This is a genomic window from Enterococcus dispar ATCC 51266 (assembly GCF_000406945.1).
Lineage (GTDB): Bacteria > Bacillota > Bacilli > Lactobacillales > Enterococcaceae > Enterococcus_C > Enterococcus_C dispar.
The window spans coordinates 898,101-922,612 of record NZ_KE136354.1; the positions used below are offsets into that span (position 1 = coordinate 898,101).

At 35.9% G+C, this 24,512-nt stretch carries 20 protein-coding genes and 1 pseudogene; 4 read left to right on the top strand and 17 right to left on the bottom strand.

Annotation, left to right across the window (positions count from 1 at the left end; all coding sequences use genetic code 11):
- Positions 1-547: 547 nt before the first annotated feature.
- The 12 genes from RK01_RS04305 to RK01_RS04360 all read right to left on the bottom strand — a co-directional run bounded on the left by RK01_RS04305 (position 548) and on the right by RK01_RS04360 (position 13,362).
- Positions 548-730 carry a hypothetical protein gene (locus tag RK01_RS04305; RefSeq protein WP_016172055.1) on the bottom strand — a complete coding sequence of 61 codons (183 nt, stop codon included), beginning with the start codon at positions 728-730 and terminating at the stop codon, positions 548-550.
- A 101-nt stretch (positions 731-831) separates the two neighbouring features.
- The gene (locus RK01_RS04310; RefSeq protein ID WP_016172056.1) at positions 832-1,467 is read right to left on the bottom strand and encodes an HAD family hydrolase; all 636 of its coding nucleotides are present in this window, start codon (positions 1,465-1,467) and stop codon (positions 832-834) included.
- Positions 1,468-1,479: 12 nt separating this feature from the next.
- On the bottom strand, positions 1,480-4,209 hold the full coding sequence (locus tag RK01_RS04315; protein WP_016172057.1) for a sigma 54-interacting transcriptional regulator: 2,730 nt from the start codon (positions 4,207-4,209) through the stop codon (positions 1,480-1,482).
- Positions 4,210-4,316: 107 nt separating this feature from the next.
- The gene (locus tag RK01_RS04320; protein WP_016172058.1) at positions 4,317-5,294 is read right to left on the bottom strand and encodes an SIS domain-containing protein; all 978 of its coding nucleotides are present in this window, start codon (positions 5,292-5,294) and stop codon (positions 4,317-4,319) included.
- 53 nt (positions 5,295-5,347) lie between these two features.
- Positions 5,348-6,160 carry a PTS system mannose/fructose/sorbose family transporter subunit IID gene (locus RK01_RS04325; protein WP_016172059.1) on the bottom strand — a complete coding sequence of 271 codons (813 nt, stop codon included), beginning with the start codon at positions 6,158-6,160 and terminating at the stop codon, positions 5,348-5,350.
- Between the two features lie 15 nt (positions 6,161-6,175).
- On the bottom strand, positions 6,176-6,955 hold the full coding sequence (locus tag RK01_RS04330; protein WP_016172060.1) for a PTS mannose/fructose/sorbose/N-acetylgalactosamine transporter subunit IIC: 780 nt from the start codon (positions 6,953-6,955) through the stop codon (positions 6,176-6,178).
- An 18-nt stretch (positions 6,956-6,973) separates the two neighbouring features.
- On the bottom strand, positions 6,974-7,444 hold the full coding sequence (locus tag RK01_RS04335) for a PTS sugar transporter subunit IIB (RefSeq protein ID WP_016172061.1): 471 nt from the start codon (positions 7,442-7,444) through the stop codon (positions 6,974-6,976).
- A complete protein-coding gene (locus RK01_RS04340; RefSeq protein WP_016172062.1) occupies positions 7,441-7,857 on the bottom strand; it encodes a PTS sugar transporter subunit IIA in 417 nt (138 codons plus the stop codon). The genes RK01_RS04335 and RK01_RS04340 overlap by 4 nt, the downstream gene beginning before the upstream one ends.
- Before the next feature lie 453 nt (positions 7,858-8,310).
- A complete protein-coding gene (locus RK01_RS04345) occupies positions 8,311-10,797 on the bottom strand; it encodes a glucosaminidase domain-containing protein (protein ID WP_016172063.1) in 2,487 nt (828 codons plus the stop codon).
- Between the two features lie 242 nt (positions 10,798-11,039).
- Complete coding sequence (locus RK01_RS04350; protein WP_016172064.1) at positions 11,040-11,558, bottom strand: GNAT family N-acetyltransferase; 519 nt, start codon at positions 11,556-11,558, stop codon at positions 11,040-11,042.
- 14 nt (positions 11,559-11,572) lie between these two features.
- Positions 11,573-12,082 (bottom strand): signal peptidase I, encoded by a 510-nt coding sequence (lepB, locus tag RK01_RS04355; RefSeq protein WP_016172065.1) that lies wholly within the window; start codon positions 12,080-12,082, stop codon positions 11,573-11,575.
- 347 nt (positions 12,083-12,429) lie between these two features.
- On the bottom strand, positions 12,430-13,362 hold the full coding sequence (locus tag RK01_RS04360) for a dihydroorotate oxidase (protein WP_016172066.1): 933 nt from the start codon (positions 13,360-13,362) through the stop codon (positions 12,430-12,432).
- Positions 13,363-13,550: 188 nt separating this feature from the next.
- Between RK01_RS04360 and RK01_RS04365 the strand changes: the two genes are divergently transcribed.
- Positions 13,551-13,886, top strand: a complete 336-nt coding sequence (locus RK01_RS04365; protein WP_016172067.1) for a metal-sulfur cluster assembly factor — start codon at positions 13,551-13,553, stop codon at positions 13,884-13,886.
- Between the two features lie 103 nt (positions 13,887-13,989).
- Here RK01_RS04365 and RK01_RS13895 read toward each other — a convergent pair.
- The 5 genes and pseudogenes from RK01_RS13895 to RK01_RS04395 all read right to left on the bottom strand — a co-directional run bounded on the left by RK01_RS13895 (position 13,990) and on the right by RK01_RS04395 (position 21,919).
- Positions 13,990-16,658: pseudogene (locus RK01_RS13895) on the bottom strand (HAD-IC family P-type ATPase).
- Between the two features lie 543 nt (positions 16,659-17,201).
- Positions 17,202-18,110 (bottom strand): YitT family protein, encoded by a 909-nt coding sequence (locus RK01_RS04380; protein WP_229084962.1) that lies wholly within the window; start codon positions 18,108-18,110, stop codon positions 17,202-17,204.
- A 139-nt stretch (positions 18,111-18,249) separates the two neighbouring features.
- Positions 18,250-20,586 carry an ATP-dependent DNA helicase gene (locus RK01_RS04385; RefSeq protein WP_016172071.1) on the bottom strand — a complete coding sequence of 779 codons (2,337 nt, stop codon included), beginning with the start codon at positions 20,584-20,586 and terminating at the stop codon, positions 18,250-18,252.
- A gap of 212 nt (positions 20,587-20,798) precedes the next feature.
- Positions 20,799-21,170, bottom strand: coding sequence for a phage holin family protein (locus RK01_RS04390; RefSeq protein WP_016172072.1), 372 nt, complete (start codon positions 21,168-21,170; stop codon positions 20,799-20,801).
- Between the two features lie 53 nt (positions 21,171-21,223).
- Positions 21,224-21,919 (bottom strand): B3/B4 domain-containing protein, encoded by a 696-nt coding sequence (locus RK01_RS04395; protein ID WP_016172073.1) that lies wholly within the window; start codon positions 21,917-21,919, stop codon positions 21,224-21,226.
- Positions 21,920-22,054: 135 nt separating this feature from the next.
- On the opposite strand from RK01_RS04395, the gene RK01_RS04400 reads away from it, so the two are divergent.
- The 3 genes from RK01_RS04400 (at position 22,055) to RK01_RS04410 (ending at position 24,475) form a co-directional block, all read left to right on the top strand.
- Positions 22,055-22,687 carry an MBL fold metallo-hydrolase gene (locus RK01_RS04400; protein WP_016172074.1) on the top strand — a complete coding sequence of 211 codons (633 nt, stop codon included), beginning with the start codon at positions 22,055-22,057 and terminating at the stop codon, positions 22,685-22,687.
- 50 nt (positions 22,688-22,737) lie between these two features.
- Positions 22,738-23,445, top strand: coding sequence for a histidine phosphatase family protein (locus RK01_RS04405; protein ID WP_016172075.1), 708 nt, complete (start codon positions 22,738-22,740; stop codon positions 23,443-23,445).
- 196 nt (positions 23,446-23,641) lie between these two features.
- Entirely contained in the window at positions 23,642-24,475 is an 834-nt protein-coding gene (locus tag RK01_RS04410) for an undecaprenyl-diphosphate phosphatase (protein ID WP_016172076.1), read from the top strand.
- Positions 24,476-24,512: the final 37 nt, after the last annotated feature.

Here is a 24,512-nt window from a genome sequence, read left to right on the forward strand (position 1 = left end):
GTTTCAGCAACTCTTATATCTTATCAGCTGACGTTTTGTTTGTCAACTGTTTTTTTCAAAAAGTTTTGAAAACTTTTTGAAATGATATTTCAGAAATGTACTAATTACTAAGCAACTTCGTTAGTTTAGCAATCATTGTTACAATTGTCAACAACTTTTTTCAAAAACATTTCAAGTTGTTTTCAACTGTGTGACTGCTTTGTCAACGTTGATTAATTTACCACTTCTATGCTTTTTGGTCAATAGTTTTATTTTTTACAAACGCTACTATTTTTATTGCAATAAAACGACTTATATTTTTCATTCGTAAATTTTGCGCTTTCATTTTTTAAATCAGAGCTAGAAGGATTCTATTAAATTAAATACGCAAGCAATTTCTTCTTTTGATTAGTTAAAATTCGTGATTTTTTTATTCTTTGCAATAAAAAATCTGAATAGACCCGTTTAGATCTAAAGCAATAACTTTGGTATATCGTCCTCATTCCTTATGAAAATCACATAATTTCTTTTCCTACAAAAAAAGGAGATTTTCATCCCCTTAGCTCACTTATTTATCACGCGTCAAAAATCGGATGCGTTTTCCTTCATCCCGATAGATAATCGTTTCTTCATTCAAATAAGAAAAAGTCAATCGATCCAATTCCGGTTCACTTATCATTTTTTCATATCCAGTAAAGATATCGTGAATATATTTTTTATAGGCATGCTTTTTCTTCAATCTTTTCTTCATGAGGCACCTTCCTTTTTCAAATCACTGCCATCTTACCAAATGTGTAGGTGATAGGACAAGTAATTTTAGTGATTTATATGAAGGATATGCTTCTCAGTAATTTAATATACAATACAGTTTTCTACCACTTTAATAATATCGTATAGATTATCGATAAGTAAATCAGCTTGGCTTTGATCGATTGGAAAGTCTTGTTTTAGTGCTAACGTGTACAACTGAGCAGCTTTTGCTGAATATATTCCAACTGGAGAATCTTCTATCGCAATACATTGATTACAATGCAAAGCTTCTTTTGAAATTTGGTATATTTCAGGATGAGGTTTGCTTTTTGTTAAACTTTCACCTGAAATAACGAAATCAAAAAACGATTGCAAATTATTTTGATGAATCATCGCTTCGATTTCACTTTTAGGAGAAGAAGAGGCTAAAGCGATTTTTATCTTCTCACGTTTTAGATACTTTAATACTGCTTTTACGTCACTTCTTAATGCTTTCGTAAAATCAATAGGATGTCGTTTGCGATACTTTTGATATTCTTTTTTTAAGAAAGAGCGGTTTTCTGTTATTGGAACTAACACTTGCCAAATCTCTGCCTCTGTTAATCCAACAAACTCTAGTTTATCTCTTGACCCTGGAATTAGATTTTTCTCTTTAAAAAAATTCATTCGTCTTTCAAAATAAAAACTTTCTGAATCGATTAAAACACCGTCCATATCAAAAATTACCCCTAATGTCATTATAATCTCTCCTTAACCATTAATAATTTCATGGATTAAACGTAATTCCAAATCCGAAATCTTGATGGTATATTCATTCTCAACATGACGAAAAGCACGATGTATCAGTTCCATCTCTGAACCCGCCTGTGTCACATAGTCTATTAAATCTGATTGTTCATCGACACTTTCTTTTCGTAAAATGCGCTCAATCATGCAACAACAGTGTAAATATAATAAAAATAGTTTACTATTTGATAATTCAATGCCCAAATTTTCTTCTGCTAAAGATACAGCGCTTTGCACCAGTCGCAAAAGTTTAGCAGCATCTAAAATTGTTAAATTCTCAATAATTTTATTAATGGAAAAGCTAAACATCAGCTGTTCTTTCAACACTTTATCCGTAATATCAAAATGATCATTTAAAATCATGACAAATTTTTCGATATCCGTACCATTAATTAGATGATCCAAACCAATATAAGGAATTTGTTGAATTTTAGGATTTTCTGTCCCGACAATCATAAGCACTTCATACATTTGAAAAGGATCTTCATAAAGTTTATTCTTTTCTAATTTATGATAATCATAAGGAATAATCGCCAACTCCTCACAATAATCCTCCAAACAATGTTCTAAAATTTCTTGAATTTGAATAGCTGAGCCCATGCCTGTATAACAACAGGTCAAAATAGCCTGTTTTTTTTCTTGTTTTGGTAAAATTAATTGCTTTTGAACTTTATTTTCGATCTCAATCTTCTGGCTAATTTCAGAAATCGACACCTGATTTTGCACTAAATGTCCAATTTCCAACACTAACGGAGTAGAAACATAATCAATAATCAGTAGTGGTCCTCTAATTTTATTTTGCAATCGTTCCCCCAATTGATTTAAAGAGCCCATATCTACCAACAATATTAAACCCGCATCTGTTCGATAATCATTGATAAAACGAATAACTTGTTCTTCTACTTTATCTAATGTGATATTTATTGGCATATCATAGGCATGAAAAATGTTTTGTTTTAGCATTCTGTTACCAACATTTGCCATACTACTAGCAGTGGAATAGCCATGAGCTAAAATAATACTTTTAATCTCTTTTTCTCGTGGTGTTATTTGCAGCCCATGAAAGTAAAAAGAAACAAAAATCAAATCCTCATCTTTGAAATCTTGATCTAATTGACGAGAAATATGCCCTAAAACCTTTTTGGCATACCAATAAGAAGTAGCCATCGAACTTGAAATAAGATGTAAGAGTTTATTTTTAATGGTTTGCCACTGGTGATTTTCAGCAATAGCGTCGGTATTATTTTTCCGATACAGATACTGGGCTAGTGCAATAACCCGATTCCCGTCTTGATCAAAGCCATAATTCTCGTGCATCCAATCAAACGTTTCTCGAATTTGATAGGTCAAAACAGAATAAAAAGACTCTTCACTTGCATAATTATCTTTAAAAATGAATTCGTCCATTAAGTTATTCACACGATTTACCATTGTTTCAATAAGATCTTTAATGGTTAAATCTTGGTTCTCTACTTTTTGATAAAGTTGTATCATCTGTTCAAATAATTGTCGGATTTGCTTGGCTTCAAAAGATTCTAAAAAAACTTGATTGGTCGTGTGAGGTAAATACTGGCGATCTGGTAAAGCCTTAATCGTCTTTTTTAGTTGTCCTTTTAAACGCAGTGCATTTTCAGCTGGTAAATCTTTTAGGCGGACACGAATAGCAGTGCTATTTTGTTTTTTGGCAAATGCACTACCACAAACGTATTTCACAATATTTTTAATTTTACCTACGTTACCTTCTAAGTCACTATTTAACAAAAAATCGACAAGTTGATAGCTCACATCCACCCGTTTGGATAAAATATTGGCTTCATTAATAAAAAAAGTATCAATTAATTGCATTCTTTCAGACTGCGGTCGTTGTTCATAGTTGGGAAGTGTGACGATAACTGGCAAACGACGTATGAAAGTTGGTAAAAAAGTTTGATAGACGTTTTCTGTAGTAGCAAAAATCAAACGGACATCAGCTTTATGCTTAATAGAATTGTCTCCCATCGGCGAAAATTCACCGCTATCCATAAAGGTAAATAATTTTTCTTGGCCTTCATCTGATAAACGATGTACTTCATCTAAAAATAAAATACCAGTATTCGCTTTTTCGATAAGACCAACATGATCTTTTTCTGCCCCGGTAAAAGCTCCTTTAACGTGGCCAAACAAAGCTGATGATAGCAGTTCCGGATTATTAAAGTATTGCGCACAGTTATACGCAATAAAAGGAGCCTCTTTTGGAATGACTTTTTCTGAAATAGCATATTCATGAATCTTTTCAGCTAGAAAAGTTTTCCCTGAACCGCTGCTGCCAGATAAAAGAATAGGCAAACCATTATCAGGATATAAAATTGCTGTTTTTACTTGGTCAACTGCTTCTTTTAGACTACCTTTAGCACCAATCACAGTCTCTAAAGCATTTTGTTTTTCCAATATAAATAATTCTTCCCAACTTTCATACTCTGAACTCTTCACTATAATCCCCGCTTCAGCTAATGCCGCAATGTGCAAAAAAGAAACAGGATACCCTTTAACTTTTACGAGTATTCCTTCTTTTAATCCCTGATTTAAATAAGAACTTATTGTACTGCGGTTTAAGCCTACTTTTTCACTAATAACTGAAGCTGAAAAATCAGCTTTATCATGATTTGCATAGTTTTGAGTTAACTTTTTAATATATACTTCTACTTTTTGATTCATGATAATCACCACCTAAGTTCTTTTATTAAAACTATTGTAAGAGATTTTACAACCGCTTTCAATACGATGAAAGAAAAGCCGAGGCTAATGCCCCAGCTTATGAAAGTTTAATACTCTAATTTCCACATATAACGACGTTTAGTTAAAGGATGTTGCCGGGCTTTTGCTAATTCTTCAGCATAGACACGGAAAACTGCGGTAATGACAAATGGGTTAAAGTAATCTAAGACTTCCTTTTCAATATAAGCAGATAAGCCCCAATCTAGCGCATCCACAACTTCTGTTTTGGCATCAAAGCGATCTAAGAAAGTTAGTGCTCGTGCATCGATTGATCGCGTACGTCCATCATTCATTAATAAGATGAATGGAACGTTCTTGTCTGTAATTTCAAAAGGACCGTGGAAGAATTCTCCAGCATGAAATGTCCCTGAATTAATCCACTGCATCTCCATTAATAAACAGATTGAACTTGAATACGCTACTTCATGAGTAGCGCCTGAACTCATGACATAGATTACTTTTTCATCTTTGAAACGCGACGCGAATTTTTTAGCTTGGGAGCGAGCGCCTTCAGCACTTTCTTGGGATAAATCATAAATTTTACTGAAGCCAGCCATCATTTTATCGTAATCCGCGTAACCTTCAATCTGATTTAACAATTCTACTGCTAATTGCAAACAATAACCTGTTTTTTCGAGTTTTGCAGCATAATTTTCAGAAAAACGGTGGTAAATGACATAATCTGCATCTTTTGTTAGCGGAGAGTCGACGCTACGTGTTAAACTAATAACTGTGGCACCTTTTTCTTTGGCTACTGCGTTAGCTTGGACAGTTTCAGGAGTGGTACCTCCTAATGAAGCTGAAATAACAACAGTGTTCTCGTCGACAGAACGAGGTGTCGCGTAATTAAATTCATTCGCAGTAAAGTGACTCACGCGTAATTGATTAGCGTTTTGATCTAAAAAATATTTTGCTGGATATAAATCGGCTTTTGATGCACCACAACCTACAAATACAATCGATTTTACTTCTTTATTGCTAATAACCTCTTTTACAATCTCTTTTGGACCTAATTTTGAATTCATGCTTGAATTCCTCCTCATAACTTTTTTATTTTCACCTTATTCAGGTTTGTCCCTTAACTAAAAATTCCGCATACACTTAGTAAAATACCGCCCACAATACAAATCACTAACATTAAGCCTGTGCGTACTTTCTTTTGTAATAACCAATACATGAAAAATGTTAATCCTAATGGAATCAATTGCGGCATAATATTATCTAAAACATCTTGTAAGACAAAAGCCTTACCAAATTTTAAAGGTGTAGTAATACCAATCATGCTGGCAATCATAGCGCCAATTACCATTAAGCCTACAATAGTACAAACATACATAACCTTATCCATCAAACCTTCTTGATAGAGTTTAGCAAGATATTTATTGCCAGTGTTATATCCGATCTTTCCACCATAGTACGTTACAAAAAATGAAGGTAAAAATGAGATAATCATCGCTAAAATTGGTCCTAAAATACTACCTTGTTGTGCTAAATTAATTCCAAAACCAAAAGCCAATACACGTACTGTTCCTTGGAAAAAGGAATCCCCAATGCCTGATAACGGCCCCATTAAAGAAGTTTTCAAGGCCCCAATTGCTTCAGGATTAAAGTTTTCTTGATCTTCAGCATATTGCTCTTCCATTGAAGCAGCTAAGCCCAAAACAAATGCACTTGTTTGCGGCGTACAATTGTAGTAAGCCATATGTCGTTCGTATGCTTCTATTTTTTTTGGAGTATCTTCTGGTTTATCATAAATTTTGTCAATAATAGGCGCAATGCCATACATAAAGCCCATGTTCATTTGACGTTCATAATTCCATGAAGCTTGAATTGCCCATGAGCGCCAGAAAAATTGCCAATATTTCCAACTGTTTGGATCTTTTTTTGTCATTTGTTAAACTCCTTTCTACAAATCATCTAAAGGATCAGGTTCATTTTGACTCATACTATCTTTTTTACCGCCAAAATTTACTTGAGCCATCACAAAAGCGACAATACAGGCAAAAGCAGCAACTCCGGTTATACTCAATCCCGAATAGGCTGTAATCAGAAATCCTAGTAATAAAAACGGAACCATTTTTTTAGTCAACATAGTCTGTAATAATAAAGCAAACCCATATGCTGGTAAAATTTTACTTGCTACCGTCAGTCCACTGGTCAACCAGGCTGGAATAATATCCACAATGCTTTTAACCAAATCTGTTCCAAAGTAAATTGCTAAGAAAATCGGGATAAAATACATTAAAGAATACAAAACCGATCCATAGATGATATGAATCCGTCTGGCACTACTAAATTTCCCATCAGAAATTAAAGTATCAGCTCGGTGCGTTAAATTAGATAAAACCGTTCGCATTAAAATGCCTAGCATTTGACCTAAAACAGAGATTGGAATAGCAATAGTTAATGCCGTTTCAGCATTGGAACCAGACAAGATAGCAAAAGCTGTCGCAATGATAGAAGCCATATTCATATCTGGTGGTGCCGCAGCGCCAATGTTTACCAGACCTAAAGACATTAACTCCAACGACGCCCCAACCATTAACCCTTTTTCCAAATCTCCTAATACTAAACCAACCAGCGTACTGACAATCAAAGGCCGTTCAAAGTTCAGTCTACCTAACAGTCTAGAGTCCAGAATACAAAATATTCCGATTAACCCCAGGGCAATCGATTGAAACAACATAGCGCAAACCCCTTTCTTTTAAATCATTGTATTTAAATCTTCTTTTTTAGAAGTTGGAACTTGCTGCATAAACTGTGCAACTCCCATTTCTTTCAATGCTTTAGCATCTTCAATTTCACTATCTGTTAAAAAAATTGCGTTACTGAATTGCTTGGCACCTTCTTTTTTTATAATGCCTCCGTAATTAATGGCATTGATTTTAGGATAGCTTTGGCAGAATGTGCGGACATCTTTGGTATTTCCAAAAATCATCATGATATTCTCGTTTAATGTTTCAACCTTTGACATCTTGCTAAGAGTATTTTCAACGGTAAAAATATTCAATTTAATCCCCTGTGGCTTAGATAGTTCAAGAGACATTTTCTTAAATTCATCATTCGCCGCTTCGTTGTTGACAACAATGATCCGGTTTATTTGTAAAGACTTACTCCAAGAAAATACAACTTGTCCATGTAATAATCGATGATCAATGCGTACGAGTTTGATCATAGATCATCACCTCCTTTTCCTGATGTTTGTAGTAGGCGACTACAATCGATTAAAGAATTTTGACTTTCTGTAATAATTGTTTGCAAATCACTAGAATTAATTTCATCTACTTGTGTGGCAATGGAAATCACAAGTGGAAGGTTCATCCCCGTGATAAGATGTATTTCAGGATTTCCCTTTAAAAGCGTTAACATTTCATTATTCACGCTACCACCTAAAATATCGGTTAGAATAAATAAATTTTTTGTCCCCCTTTTTTTGATAAAGCGTTGCATTTGTTTTTCAATCGACTCATCTTCATCGCGATAGGCCGATAATGCATAGATATTATTTGCTGGTCCTAAAATCATTTCAGCAGTTTGTTTTAAGCCTTGAGATAGTTCTCCATGACTTGCTAGAATGATAGTATTCATATTTTCTTCCCTCCTTACTGACACTTTATTACAAGCAAGATATGTGCCAAGTTTTGTTTGGCATAAAAAAACCGTCACCACGCTTTTCCCCCAACACTTTCAACACATCGCCTGCTTATGTAGATAGTGTTGAGATGTATATTAAAATGTGTTGAAAGAGTCCATCTTCTTTATTGCGACTTATTACCTTCAGAATTACAGAAGAAAATTTTCAACTTTCCTAGAAAAAAACACTTCAATTGTGACAAATACATCAAATATGCTAAGGACTGCAAATATCCATGGGCCATCCATATTGTATGTTTTACCTGATAACAAAAGTTGAACGGACTCCTTCAGCTCTTAAACAAGAGACTTGATATATTGATATTATTCATTGTTGAAATCATATAATTCCTTTACATACAAAAAAAGCAGTCATCAATAATTGATGACTGCCGAGATTTATTTTGTTTATTTTGGTGCAACGTACGTTACATTATTGGAACGTGCGATACTATTTGGAATAATGCGATATGAAACCGTTGAGGGACTTACAACATTTCCTTCTGAGACTAAGATTCCATCAGGACCAACCGCTTCGACAAAAGCTACATGTCCATAAGCTGAGCTAGAACCGGCGATACCAGGATGGAAACTTACAGCATAGCCTACCTTTGGCACAGCAGTTGTTTTATAGCCTAACCGTGAACCTTTTTGGCCCCATTCACCACCATTGCCCATGAAGTTATCGACATGACCACCAAGCTGGGTAATTCGGTTGTATACATACCAAGTACATTGCCCCACTGGATATGAGCCCGAAGTATTGTAGTTTTTACCATTATAATCCGGGAAAATCATCTTGTTTCGATAGTAAGCCGGAATATTTTGGCGGGATTGAATAATCATTCCTGTTTGCGTTCCTTCAGGTGTTTTGGGTTCATCGTATTGCGTAAGATGATACGCCGCAATAATAGAGTTTAATTTGTTACTATATTGAGTATCGGTCGCGTATTTTCCCATTAAGTGATTAGTCGCTTGTAAGTAATTCCCTGCTTCTGATCGCCATGCATCTTGATAAAAGCTATCGTTACCAGCGATACCTCCACGGATTAATTCAACGTAATCTTCTAGTGATTCTTTGTAGCTAGGATAACTTCTGAAATTAGCCGTAATTTGATACAATTCACCATTGCCCTTATCCTCCATGGTCTTCATCGCAACAGAAGAACCCGAATGGGAACCTTTAATACCAAATAAATTGTAATACGGGGCTTGGGATAAGCCACTTCCACCAGAGCCACTTTCTAAAATAGCTTGCGCAATCATGACAGAAGCAAAAACATCATATTTCAAGCCTAATTCTCTTGCATTATCTGCAATTGTATCGATAAAACGCTGCGTAATCGGATTTTTCTTAAAATCAATTGTAGCAGCGTAGCTTGCCAAAGTTTTTTCGCCTTTTTTAGTTAGTTTCAAATCGGTAGGCATGCTTATAGCAAATGTTGGATTTTCAATCACGCCATACTTTTCCGTTAACAATGAACTTTCTTTTTGATCAGCTTGTTTCTCTCCATCAGCTTCGATTTTCACCACACCAGCGGCATTTACTTCATAACCTTGAAGGGTAAAAATTTGAACGCCAGGTAATGCTTTAGAATTTGTTTCATTAGTCTCGCTTTTTTCTTTATTAGCATTTGCTTGATTTTTCTTAGCTTCTTCTTTTAATTCGCGTTGCTCTTTTAGTGCTTCGTGATTTTCATCTGTAGCCATCATATATTTTCCTTGACCCAAATATACAGCCACTTTGTTCACTTGCTTATCTTGCCAAAAAAGCAAATCTCCCGGTTGCGCTTTTTCAAGTGAAATTTCTGAACCAACTTTTTTCATTTCTTCATAAGTATCACCCAGGGCTGCACCGAATATTTCGCGATACAAATAATTAGGCAAGCTTAGATTGTTGAAGGCGTCCGGTGCTTTTCCATCCTTTTCAAAAGGCTTATTCAAAGTTTTTAAGGCAGCGGCAATCAATGCTGCTTGTTTTTTATCTTTAAAACTACTCAATAATGGCAATTCGAAACCATTCAAATTGGAATCCGTCAAGCTGTCGACAACCAAATTACTATCTAGTTGCTTAGAGCTTTCAGTTTGGTTAGGTCCTTGCGTATCTTGTTTTGACGTTGTTGCCTGGCTAGTACTAGGTTTTGGTTTTTTATTATGACTTGTGACATTTGGTTTGTTGGTAACTGGTTTGTTGACAGCCGGTTTATTTTGCGCTGGTTTATTGGGTGTTGGCTGCGGCTTAGGATCTGGCTTTGGTTTGGGATCCGGTTTAGCAGCTTCTGCCTTTACTAAAGCATTGATTGCCTTTTGCAAATCGTTTTGGGCTTTCCCAACTTGATCAATTGTTGCATCCTCATTTTTCAATATTCCGTTTGCAATCTGGATTTGTGTTTGTAATGCTTTAAAAGAAGCTGGTGTATAGTCGCTGGCATTAAAAGTAGCCGCTTTTGTTAGTAACCTTTGTAGATTAGATTTATCTGCTTTAAACTCTAGGCCGTTTAAAAGAATATTGATATTTTCCGCACATGTTGTCACACTAACTTGGTCCGCTTCATTATCAGCCAACAATGTTTTTGCTTGATCATATAATTCGGCAAAACGTTCACTAGGATAAGTTGATGGACGATATTGTTGCGCATTTGCTATTGCTTCTTCCAAAAGTTTAAACTCTTGTTCCAATTTTGTTTTATCAACCACCACAGGTGAAGGTTCAGGAACTTGTTCTTCACTACTCTCTTGGTTTACTGTTTCCGTTGTATTTTCTTGCTCTGCTTGACTAGAACCACTAGTAGCAGCTACATTTGCATAAGCTGGCGCGCTTTGAGAAAACAATACCAACAACACACTAAATGCTGAAAGTGCACGTCTCAAACGCAAACTATTTCTTTTTTTCATAGAGCAACCCCCTTTTATTACCTCGCTATTATATTATCACAAATTCTCATTAAATTCTAAGCAAGAACGACCATTAAATTAAAATAACTAACGTAACGATAACAAGATTGCAAAAAAAGAATCCTACAGTCCCATGGGATACAGTAGGATTCAGATTAAGACGGGAGCAATTCAACCATTTTTAATAAATAAATTTCATTATTTTGACGCTAGTTTTTCTAAAAACAAAAGTATAAATAACTTTATTTTTCAAAATACAATTGGTAAGCATTTCGCATACCAGATGGAATAGGAAAATGAACTTGACCACAATAAATAAAACCTAACGTTTCAATCGTTTTAATCATCGGCTTATTTTCAGGGTATGTATCAATTCTGATATCCTTGTAACCTTCTTCATGAGCCACTTCTATTAATTCTCCTAAAAAGCGACGCGCAATACCTTGTCCAGTAAAGTTTTTATTTACAGCCACACGATGAATGGCAATATAGCCGTTAGAATCTTCTTTGATCCATTTACCCGTAATCGCACTATATACAGGATCAACGCCTTTTACAAGACTGGCAACGGCGACAATTTTTCCCTGGACGATGGCGATCCAACAAAAACGATTGACAATGTCTGTCGCCATTTGTTTACTATCGGGACCATAGCCGTTTTGCCATTGCGGTAATCCTTGTTGCTGCAGTGAAATACGGCCATCTTCAATTATCTTCATAATATCTGGTAGAATATTTAACGTAGCTAACTGTATTTGCATTTTAAACTCCTTTACTAAAATAGACGAAAAGAACTAATGGGATAAAAACGTAAACGAAATGCTCCGATAATTTCATCTCGATGAATCGATCCAAAATTACGACTATCCGTGGAATGATCGCGATTATCACCTAAGACAAAATACTCTCCTTTGGGAATTTGATAAATAAAATTATCCATTTCCCATACCATGTCTCCGGTTTTAAAATTTTCATTTGTAGCTTTATCATCAATGTATAAATCGTTATTCTTGTACTCAATTTTTTCACCTGGCAGACCAACTACGCGCTTAATAAATTTTTCTTCTTCACTAAATTGATCAGGATTTTTCAATACTACGATACTAAAGCGTTGCAATTTGCCAATTTTCAATGCGAAGCCACGATCACTGTCATAAAGAGTTGGTGCCATAGAAGACCCGTCCACAATTACAGGTGAGAAAATGAATATTCGAATGATTACTAAAATGGCAATAAAACCACCGAAAATCCCGATATCTCGAAGCGATATCTTCATTTTTTTCATATACACCCTCCTTTGACAGATTTAATTGAGTTGAAATGGTTAAAACAACATTAAAAAAATATTAATCAATACGAAAGCCGCACTATAATGTGTAACTTCTCATAATTAATATATAACAACCCTATCGCCATTTCAATGAATATCCTTTTATTGTAGAAGATAAAAAAGCTGAGCGGCGTCGTTCAGCTCTTAAGCGATTTATCAAGTTGTCGTCTTAGTGCCGTAGAAAGTTCGTTCGTGAAGCTAAATCCCAATAACCTTAGTATATCATCTTATCCCTTGTAAAAATCCTATAATCTTTTTACTCATAAAAAAAGATTGCACTAAAAAGTGCAGTCTTTTTTATTTTATGCAATAGTTTTTAATTGCCCACGAAAGTCAGCAATTGTTTTGTATCCTTTTGCTTTCATAATAGCAGTTAACTCTTCTTGCAACCGATCAAAAATCATTGGGCCTTCTTTTTGTAGCTGTGTACCTACTTGGAGCATCGTTGCACCACATAATAAATGTTCGTAGGCATCTTGACCCGTTATAATGCCGCCGGTTCCAATAATTTTAATTTCAGGCTTTAGCCGGGTATAAAATGCCCGCACATTGGCTAACGCTGTCGGTTTTACATATTCCCCACCAATTCCACCAAAGCCATCTTTGGGCTTAATGACAACTTGATCACTAGTTGGATCAATATACAATCCATTACCAATACTGTTAATGGAATTCACATAAGTTAGCGGATATTTATTTAAAATTGCTGCCATTTGATCAAAATGAGCCATATCAAAATACGGAGGTAATTTTACCCCTAACGGTTTAGTGAAAAATTCAAAGATCCGCGATAATGTTTTATCTGTCAACTCAAAATCATAGGCAACTTGTGGTTTCCCTGGAACATTGGGACAAGACAAATTCAATTCCGTTACACCTTTAAAATCACTTGCTTCAATTTCTTTTAACATAGCAATATTCTCTGCTACACTCATACCCGCTACTGAGAAAAATAGTGGTCGTTCTGTTCTTTCTTGTTGTTGTAAAGCATACTCCAAATAATATTTAAAACCTAGATTAGGAAGGCCCATTGAGTTAATACTGCCTAAGGGAACGTCAAAGTATCTTGGTGCAGGATTGCCATCTCGTTTTTCCGGCGTGGCACTTTTCATAATATATGCTCCTGCGTTTGAAACAGCCAGCTCATCAAGTTCACTAGTCGTCATACAATGGACGCCAGATGCGTTCATAAAAGGGTTATCAAAATCAAAATCTAAGAAGTTGGTGGTTAACACAAAATCGCCTCATTTCATTTGGTTGGCCTTAGCATAGCGATTTTTTAATATAAATTCAATAGTATCTTTAGTAACTCTGCAAAAAACAACAGATTCGTTCGCCTTTACCTATTTTTAGAAAACAGATGATTTACAAATAGACAAAAACAAGTTATTATTTGAAAAGAATTCTAAAAGGGGTTGCTGTTATGAATGAAACGCGTAGTAAACAAGAAGTTGAAGAGATTAAAGAGCGTATTTTAACTGCTTTAGAAACTGTGATTGACCCTGAATTAGGGATAGATATAGTCAATCTTGGTCTAATATATGATATTGAATTTGAAAGCGAAACTGGTGAAACAATCATCAAAATGACGTTAACTACAATGGGCTGTCCTTTAGCAGATATTTTAACCGATCAAATTCATCAAGCTTTAGTTGAGGTGCCAGAAGTTACCAAAACAGAAGTAAAGTTAGTTTGGTATCCAGCTTGGACAACTGACAAGATGAGTCGTTATGCCCGAATTGCCTTAGGGATTCGTTAGACTTTATACTATCTAAAAAGCGTATGCGTCACACAACTTGGTGAAACGCATACGCTTTTTTTCTGTTGCGATACTTTGCTGGAACAAGCAAATACTTAGTAGCCTATTTTTGCGTGTTAGCTCTTTTTAATCGGATTAATTTATCACATTCTGTAATTGCTAAGATGATAACTCCTGCAATAAGTGCAATCCCCCATTCCAATGGCGATAAAGCACCTGTATAAAACCAAGTTTGCATAATTGGCAGGTACGTTAACATGAGTTGCAATAAAAGCATGACCCCAATGATCACAAAAGCTTTCGGATTTGTAAAGAAGTTCTTGGAAAAAAGCGGCGCTTTCGTGCGGATATTGAACAAGTAAAAAATCTTACTTAAGACAACAATATTAATCATCATCGTACTAGCAACTCTGGTTGTGACACCTTGTGAAAGTAACCACTCATAAGCGACAAGGCTTATAGCTCCTACTAAAATTGAAACATATCCCATTTGAAAAATATCATGACGATTAAAAATCTTTCCCTTTGCTTGGCGTGGTTTTTTTGACATAATATTTTTTTCTGCCGGTTCAAAAATGAAGGCAAATTGAATTGTAATCGCCGAAACCATGTTAATCCAAAGAAGTTGAGTTGGCTGTAATGGCATGTCTTTTTGCAATAAGATTGTAAAAGCAATAATCAAGCCTTCTGCAAAAGAAGTGGGAAGCAAAAAGAGAATACTTTTTTTGATATTGTCATAGATGCGCCTACCTTCACGGATAGCAATAGCCATTGTTCCAAAATTATCATCAGTTAAGATCATATCTGCTGAATCTTTGGCGACATCTGTCCCCTTTTTGCCCATTGCAACACCGATATCAGCTTTTTTTAAGGCAGGTGCATCATTGACTCCGTCTCCTGTCATGGCAGTTACTAAACCATTTCGTTGCAAGGCGGCGATAATTTCCAACTTGTTTTTAGGCGTCGTACGAGCAAATACTTGATTCTCAATTACCGCCTGCTCCAGTTCGGATGAAGACATTTGATCTAGTTGCCCACCAGTCACAACTGAAATTTCCGGTGCCAAATTCAATTTTTCAGCCACAGCTTTTGCTGTTAGCGGATGATCGCCAGTAATCATTTTAACTTGAACCCCTGCCCGGTTCATCTCTTTTAAAGCAGGAATAACGGCCTCTTCAGGAGGATCAATGATTCCAGCCACCCCTAAAAAGTTAATACCCGTTGCTAAAAGCTCTGGTGTAATTTCAGTGATATTTGCCGGGACAAATTTGTAGCCAACCGCTACAACACGTTTACCTTGTTCGGACAAAGTAGTGACTTGTTGCAACCAGTATGGCTCATCAAACTTTGATTCTGCATGAGCTTTTGCCATTAAAAACAGTTTATCAGGGGAGCCTTTAATAAATAGCAAACGTTGCTTTTCTTTAGTTTCGACAAGTTTGGCAATATAACGATAATCTGAGTCAAAAGGCAACATATCAATTTCTTTATACCTCGGTTGATTGGGAAATTGAAATTGCTTATAATAAAGTGTCAGAAAGGCTCCATCAGTTGGTTCTCCATTAATCTTCCAGCCGTCTTCTTGAACTAGAACAGTATCATTTGCTTCAAAACCAGCTTCTAAAAACAACTTTAATTCTTCATCTAACAAAACAGTTTTATTTTCACTGGTAGTGATGTTGCCAATTGGTGCATACCCATCACCAGTAACACTTAACTTACGTTTTGAGAGGATGATTTCTTTAACTGTCATTTCATTCTTGGTTAAGGTTCCGGTTTTATCTGTAGCAATAACGGCCACCGAACCTAATGTTTCAACAGCGGGTAACGTTTTGACGATGGTGTGATTTTTTTGGCCATATCACTTACTCCCATCGCTAAAACGACAGAAGTTGTCGCCGGTAACCCTTCTGGAATTGAACCGACAATCATCGTCACAACAGCTAAAGAAAGAACTGAAATTGCATAAGTTTCTAACAACAGACTAATAATGAACAAAAGAATGGAAGTACCAATAATTATCCATGTAATTCCCTTACCTAAATTATCAATTTCCTTCATAAGGGGTGACTTTTGTCTTTTCGTCTGTGAGACTTCGGTTGAAATTTTACCAATTTCACTTTTTGCCCCAGTCCCAATAACAATCCCAATCCCGCTGCCAGCTGTCACAGAAGTTGATGCAAAAGCCAAATTTTTTCTTTCTGCCAAAGGCGTACCAGCATCGCAAATTTTTGCGGAAATTTTTTCCACTGAATCCGCTTCACCAGTTAATGACGATTCTTGAATGCGTAAATTATCCGTTTCCACCATACGCAAGTCAGCAGGAACGTTATCACCAGCTTCTAAAAAGACCACATCTCCTACTACTAATTTTTCTGCTGCGATATCTTGCCGGACACCATCGCGATAGACGGTAGCTTCTTGTGATAACAAATTTTTAATTTTTTCCAATGCATCCGCCGCACTTGCTTCTTGATAATAGCCAATCAAGACGTTGACAATGACTACAATCGCTATAATAATCGCGTCAGAAGTATGTCCCATTACCAAAGTCAACGCAGCAGCAAATAGCAAAATGTAAATAATCATATTATGAAACTGGCGCAATAATAATTTCCACTTGGGCGTCTTTTGACTGCTTAATTGATTCAATCCCTCTTTTTCTAAACGACATTTTGCTTCTTGGCTATCAAGTCCTGTTTCTATATTTTTTAGACCGTATCTATTTAATACTTCTTGTTCTTCTAATTGAAAATCTTGATATTTTTCCATTGTTGGTTAAGCTCCTTCAAATTTTAAATAAACGACAAATAAGCCCCTCATTGGTTAAATACAACCGCAGACGTGCTTTGTTTACTCAATTAAAAAGTAAGCCATACCAACTAAATATCTCTGCTCTCCTTCAGGCGAGTCTTCGTCCAAAAAAACCATCCCCTTTCCTATAAACTAAAGATAAATAATGAGTAAATTAAAATTTATCCTTTCCATTCAAAATAGCACATGTTATCCCAAAAGGAAAAATTTCCCTGCAAAAATTGAGATTATCTCTTTAATTTTATATTTTTCTTAAATTTCCGTATAATTTTATTGGATCATGATAAAAACAAGCGAATTATTCTCATTTAAGCCATCTTCAAATTATGGGTAGCAGATACAAAATATTGATTATACTGTTTCCCTTCAATTCTTCACACTAACAAAAAAACGAACTCTTCCAAAGATTAAGAAGTGCTAGCAATAATAAAGCTAAAGAACTTTTTAATCATTCGAATAGTCCGTTTATCTGGGATCTTTATGTTTCGGAATTTTTATTAATTATTTATGCGCCTTTTTCTTTGTCATTTTTATTTCAGGAAAAACTCCTGTTGCCTTAAAGGTACGTTGATCATCTTCGCTGGCAAAGCGGCCGATAATTGATTGAGTAGGAACAAAATCAACAAACGCATTTTCGTCGACTTCTAAAATCGCTTGTTCCAAATCATATAATTCATATCGTGTAACGACCATCATAATCATCTTACCTTCTACACCTGAATAGCCTCCCATAGAAGGCAGCAATGTCATTCCACGAAAAATATGCTCGGAAATATTTTGGCCAACTTTATCAGGCTTCGTTGTGATAATAAAGGCAGTGACTTTTTGATGACTCGTATGAATCGCATCTACAACATGACTCATTGCATAAATAGAAATGATGGTATATAAAGCACTTTCCCAATTAAAGATGAAGCCAGCGATTAAAACGATAATGCCATTTAACAATAACATAAAATTACCGACAGTTTTACCAGTGGTATTTGATAAAATCAAAGAAACGATATCTAATCCACCTGTTGTAAATCCAAGCTTCAAAGACAAACCACCACCAACACCTAATAATACACCCCCAACAATGGCATTCATCAAAATGTTATTTGTGACTTCTCCTTGCGGGATAATGATCGTAAATAATGAAACACTAATTACATTCATAAAACTCCAAAAAGTCGCAGCTTTTCCCAATTTTAAAAAGCCAACGATAAAAATTGGAACATTTAATAGAAAAATGAAAATACCAGTATCAAAAGTGATACCAAAGTATTGTCGACCTAAAGAAACAACAATTTGTGCCACACCGTTCATTCCTGCGGCCAGTACTTGAGCGGGGATTAAAAAGAAGTTCAGTGCTACAGCAGCAATTACGCCCGAGAGCAAAACAACTCCAATTTTTTTCATCATTTCCATTTGTAGATGCTGCTGCCAAACTTTTGTCACAACCTTCAATCTCCCTTTGCAATAAATTATTTTACTGTCGACAACGACAAAGTTATTCCATTTCTAATATAGCAGTTGTCGCTTTTAATGCAATCATTTTACCCACTTTTTATTCCCAAAAAGACAATAAATTTTTCTTTAATTCCTGGCGATTGTGAATTGGCAAAAAATGACGCCAATGAGCGGGGAAAAGCACCTGATAATCTGTCCTTTCAAACCGTTGATCAACTAACAAAACTACACCAAAATCATTTTGATCACGGATCACCCGTCCAGCAGCTTGCAGCACTTTATTCATTCCAGGCAAACGATAAGCATAATCAAAACCTTTTTGTGCACCATAATATTCCTTAATCAGCTCTTGTTCATGATTAATCTGGGGCAAACCGACAGTGACTACCATACTACCAATTAAGCGGGTACCTTTTAAATCAATTCCTTCAGAAAAGACGCCCCCCAATACACAAAAACCGACTAAAGATGTTGCGGGTTCGGCGACAAATTCTGCTAAAAAGTCCTCTCGCTGCGTTTCGGTTAATTCCGTATTTTGAATTATAGCCCGTATCTCAGGATAGGTTGTTTTAAAAGTTTCTGCCACTAAATCCAAATAGGCATAAGAGGGTAGAAAAACAAAATAATTACCATTTTTTGCTGTCACCATTTCATAAATTGCCGCCACCAAATCTGACAAACTATTTTCTCGCTGCTTATAAGTTGTCGGAATATAGTCTAATAAGAGCAATGCTTGATGTTCTGGGGGAAATGGGCTGGGCAAACGATAACGCAAAGCATCTGCTCCTCCACCTAAAACATCTTGATAATAACCTAGCGGAGTAAAACTAGCGGAAAATAAGACCGCCCCTTTCCCTTTGGCTAACATTTGTTCCAAAAAAGGAGCAGGATCTAAACAAAACTGTTTAATAGTCACGTCTTGATATTGCCGCGTAACAGTAGTTATATAATGATCATCATACAGTTCACTGATTTTAAGATAATTTAAAACAGTAAAATAATAATTGAGTGCTGTTTCCTGCGCCTTATTTTCCGGATTTTCCCCTAACCATTCTTGAAGTTTTTCACTGACTTTATACAACTGTTTGTTCAAGCTATCTGCAGGCAAAGTTTGGGCAAAAAAATTATCCTTTTTTTCTGCTACAGCTGTTTCAATTAAGGTAAATTCATCATCTAATTTTGTGAGGCTACGACGTAATTTATGATCTTGTTTTGGCAACATATTCAACAAATGTTCGCCGCTTTGACGATTAATCGCTGCTGAATACATTTCTTTTGAACGCGAAACAAGATTATGTGCTTCATCAATTAAAAAATAATAGTTCTCATTTTCCTCTTCAAAAAAACGCCGTAAGTATACAGTTGGATCAAAAAGATAATTGTAATCCCCTATAATGACATCACACCACAGGCTAACATCTAATGAAAGTTCAAACGGACAAAGGGTATGCTTTTTTGCATATACTTCAATAACAGAACGGGTAATCTGATTTTCATGATGCAATAAATCCCATAAACCCTCATTAATACGGTCGTAGTATCCGTTGGCAAAAGGACAATGCTCTGGAGTACAGTTTCGTTCTGTTAAAAAACAAATTTTGTCTTTTGCCGTTAAAGTTACACTTTTTACTTCAGCACTACTTTGAGCGCTAAGCGCTTTTAGCGCATCCTCTGCTACTTGGCGTGTAATGGTTTTGGCCGTTAAATAAAAAATGCGGTCATTGTTTTCTTCCCCTAAGGCTTTTAGCGCAGGAAAAAGTGTTGAAATAGTCTTACCTGTCCCAGTTGGCGCTTCAACAAACAAGCGTTGTTGTGTTTTCAAGGTTTTGTATGCTGCAATAGCCAATTCCCTTTGTCCTGTACGAAATTCATCAAATGGAAATTGGAGCAACTGTAATGAAGTATTTCGGACTCTACGCCAATTATTTTGAAATTCCAGCCATTTTTGGTATTCATTAATTAAATCAGAAAAAAAATCTGCCAATTCCGAAAATTGGAATATTCGCACTTCTTTTGTGATTTTTTCTTCTATAGTTTGGAAATAGGTTAATTGAACACTTATTGTTGCCAATTCTTGTTGTAATGCGTAAATATAAGCATAGACCATCCCTTGATAGAAGAACAATTCTTTTTGCTCTGAAGCCAATTCTTCAAAAGGAGTCTCAGAGGTTTTAATCTCATCAATGACATAACCTGCCTCGTCTTGAAATATACCATCAGCGCGGCCCTCTACTGTTAATTCATCTTTTGCTACTTTTAGAGTATATTTCAAAAAGACTTCTTTTTGATAATCCTCCCCCGCAGCTTTTTGCAAACGGCGATGAATTTTGGCGCCTTCTTGTGCAGTATGGCTACTAGTATGACGACTGTCGATACTGCCGCTGCGTAAAATAAACTCTACTAATTTTCGAACAGACACGCGAGCACTTTGCAAAAGACCACCTCCTATCACTGAACTTGAAAGAAAAATTTATCACACCGCGTTTAAAAGCGCAAAAATCAGTGTGCAATTTTTTGAAATACAACTCAATTTAACAGAAATTATATGGAGAAACAACTGTTGAATTGAAACGACTAAAAAGCTGCAGCATCACTGCTACAGCCTTTACACAAGGTGGCCTCAACTTAAGAAACAGAATCTAGCTTTTATTTCCGTTTTCTGATTTCTGCTAAAAACTTTTTAATGATTGAAGTATCTATTCCAAGTTTACGATAATTTTCCAAAATGGATTCTACTTCTAACCACAAATAACCTAAATAAAATACCCATAACATTGCAACGCCGGTACTTGCTGGTAAAATAAAGGCTACTGGTACAAAAAAAAGCAATAAAAACATACTTGCGAGCTTACGGATAATCCCATTAATGCCAATCCGAGAAGATACCGTCTTGGTTAGCGTTGCTGCGACCATCCCACTAAAAAAATCGAAAATCATAGCAATAGCCAAAACTGCAACAACGTTAAAAATACCCGTCTGCTCCAAAAACAATAGAAATTGCCAAAATTGATGATACATTTTCATCTCCTCCTTCCTAGTAACAACGAAGAAGAGGAAAGAAATGTCAAATACTATTCAAAAAAAGTATCTGTTTCTGGGGTCACAATTGCGATTTCATAATTTGCTTGCGGACAAACCTTTTGGATATTCTCACAAATACGAGTCAAAGCAGCCACACGAGATGCCACATCGGTATTGGCATTTCCTTGCATGATTAATAAAAGATTTTTAGTTGTTGCCGTGATTTTATAAGCTTCGCCATCTCTGGCATCAAGATAAGCCATCACACCGTTTAAATCGCGATAAAGAATATCTCCAATCGCTACTTGTTTTTCACTTGAACCAATGGGAAAAAAGACAGCTGGTTCTTCTGCTCTGGTAAATTCGACAAATTCTGTAATCGTATCATAATCATGAGCCCCAATTGCCAAAAATGAATGAAGTGCTTCAGCGTTATACAAATCTACAATACTATTTACTCGCGGCATCCTGCCACGACGCTGAATATTTTTGATGAGAGCCTCAGCTGTTGGCGGATTTTTTTTCACACTTTGCCCAATTTTTTGCATTTTTTCCCGATAACCAGCAATAACAGAATGAAGACGGATGGCTTCACGATCATAACTTGCCGCTAATTCTTCGCTGTCCGCAATATATTTTTCTAATTCGCCAGTTAACGTAGCATCGGGATTCACATTACTTACTTTCGCCACTACAATTGCTTCCATCCCTAATTGGACTATGCTATCGCGTAAATAAAATTTCACATTCACAAACCTCCATTACGACTTTTTCCTTTATCATAGCATATCTATCTGCAGTATTTCTTCAGACGTCTCTCTTTGTTTGTTTTAGTTCTTTAAGCTATACTGAAAGGGACAAACGTTGTTGGAGGCGAAAAAATGGAAATTATCAAAATTCCCACTGGTGCAATCCAAGAGAATTGCTATCTAGTAGTAAAAAAAGAAAATCTATTAATCATTGATCTTGGTGCTGACGGCCCTTTGATTGTGCAAGAAATTGATAAATTAAAGGCAAATCCAGTCGCGATTTTATTAACCCATACTCACTATGACCATATCGGTGCTGTGGATGAATTGCGTGAATATTATAATATTCCAGTTTACGTCAGCCCTTTAGAAGCAGATTGGTTACAAGATCCGCTTATGAATCTTTCTGGTTTAGGTCGCCATGATGATTTGGAAAATATTATCGTGGCACCAGCGGATTTCTTATTTGAATTGAAGGAATACACTTTAGGTGAAATGACATTTACCGTTGTGGCAACGCCAGGTCACTCCATTGGCAGTGTTAGTTTTGTCTTTGATGATTTCGTAATCAGCGGGGATGCACTATTCCGTGGGAGCATTGGGCGCACCGATTTACCTACTGGCAATTTGGAACAATTATTAAACAGCATCAAAACTGAACTTTTTACTTTACCAGATGAATTTCCCGTCTATCCAGGCCATGGTGAAGCTACTACGATAGAACGAGAAAAACAATCCAACCCTTTTTTTAAAGGCAAACTTTAAAAGATTGACTGGTCATGAAACTAAATTATTTTATAAAAGGAGATTTTTAGATGGAAAAAGTTGAACTTTACGTTATTCGTCATGGCAAGACCATGTTTAATGCGTTACAACGTGCTCAAGGTTGGTGCGACACCCCTTTAACTGAAAAAGGAGCGGAAATGATTCATTATTTAGGATTAGGTCTGAAAGAAACAGATTTCGTCGAAGCTGTTTCCAGTGATTCCGGGCGTGCCATTGAAACCATGCGGATCATTTTGGGAGAACATCCTAAGGGCAGTAAAATTTCTTATTCTCTTGATAATCGGATTCGCGAATGGTGTTGGGGCTCTTTGGAAGGCGGTTATGATTCGGAAATGTGGGGTGTTTTACCACGCGTTTTAAATTTTAAAGACAGTGAGGAAATGTGGGAAACAAATATTTCTTTTGGAAAAATTGCTGAGGCCGTTAAAGATGCCGATACTGCAAACTGGGCAGAAGATTTTGAGACAATTAAAAATCGCGTTCTTTCCGGCTTTGAAGATATCGCCCATCGGGTTCAAAAAAACGGTGGCGGTAAAGCAGTGATTGTATCCCATGGTTTTACTATCGCTTTTTTACTTAATTTAATTGATGCCAACCAACCCGTACGCGTTGATTTACAAAATGGTAGTGTTACGCGCTTAACTTATGACGAAAATGGAAATTTTGCTATCGAAGAAGTTGGCTCTACCACATTTATTAAAGAAGGCCAAAAGATTTCAAAAAATCTTTTAGCATAACTCCCATATTTAAAGAGATTATAAAAAAACATTTCCATTACAGGCAGTCCGCCAAAAGATTTTGCGGATTGTCTTTTTTTTGTAAAAGACTCAATAAAGCAATTGGTTTTCCAAAAATTTCAAGGTATACTATAGCCTGTAATCTTTTTATCGGCCGAAATGCCGATTACTTATAACTTAAGAAAGGAATGAAAGCATGTTTTTGCTTAACATTTTAAAAGCAATTATTTTGGGGATTATCGAAGGAATCACCGAGTGGTTGCCAATTAGTAGTACCGGGCATTTAATATTGGCTAATGAGTTTATCAAGTTACAAGAATCAGAAGCCTTTATGACTATGTTTAACGTTGTCATCCAACTCGGTGCTATCTTAGCTGTGATTTATCTTTACTTTAATAAATTGAACCCTTTTTCACCAAGTAAAAGTGACATTGAGAAAAAAGATACTTGGAATCTTTGGTTCAAAGTTGTTGTAGCCGTTATTCCTTCTGTCATTATCGGATTGCCATTGGATGATTGGTTAGACGCCCATTTCCACAACTTCTTTTCAGTTGCGTTAATGCTGATTATTTATGGGATTGCTTTTATCATTGTCGAAAAACGTAATAAAAACGTTACACCAAAATGCACCGATTTAAATAAATTCACTTACAAAGCAGCGCTAATCGTGGGTATGTTTCAAGTGTTGTCTTTAGTTCCTGGAACTTCTCGTTCTGGCGCGACTATTTTAGGCGGTATTTTAATTGGCGCTTCTCGATTTGTCGCTACTGAATTTTCATTCTTCATGGGAATCCCCACAATGATTGGTGCCAGCGGCTTGAAAATTGTCAAATTCATCATGCATGGTAATAGCTTTAGTTTTCAAAGTACAATTGTATTGTTAGTCGGAACTGTTGTATCGTTTATTGTCTCTGTCTTAGCAATTAAATTCTTAATGAATTACCTTAAGAAAAATGATTTTACCGTCTTCGGTTGGTACCGTATTATCTTAGGTGCTATTTTAATCGGTTATTGGTTAATCGCAATGTAACATAAATAAAAACGCAAACTATTTCTTAAATGAGAAA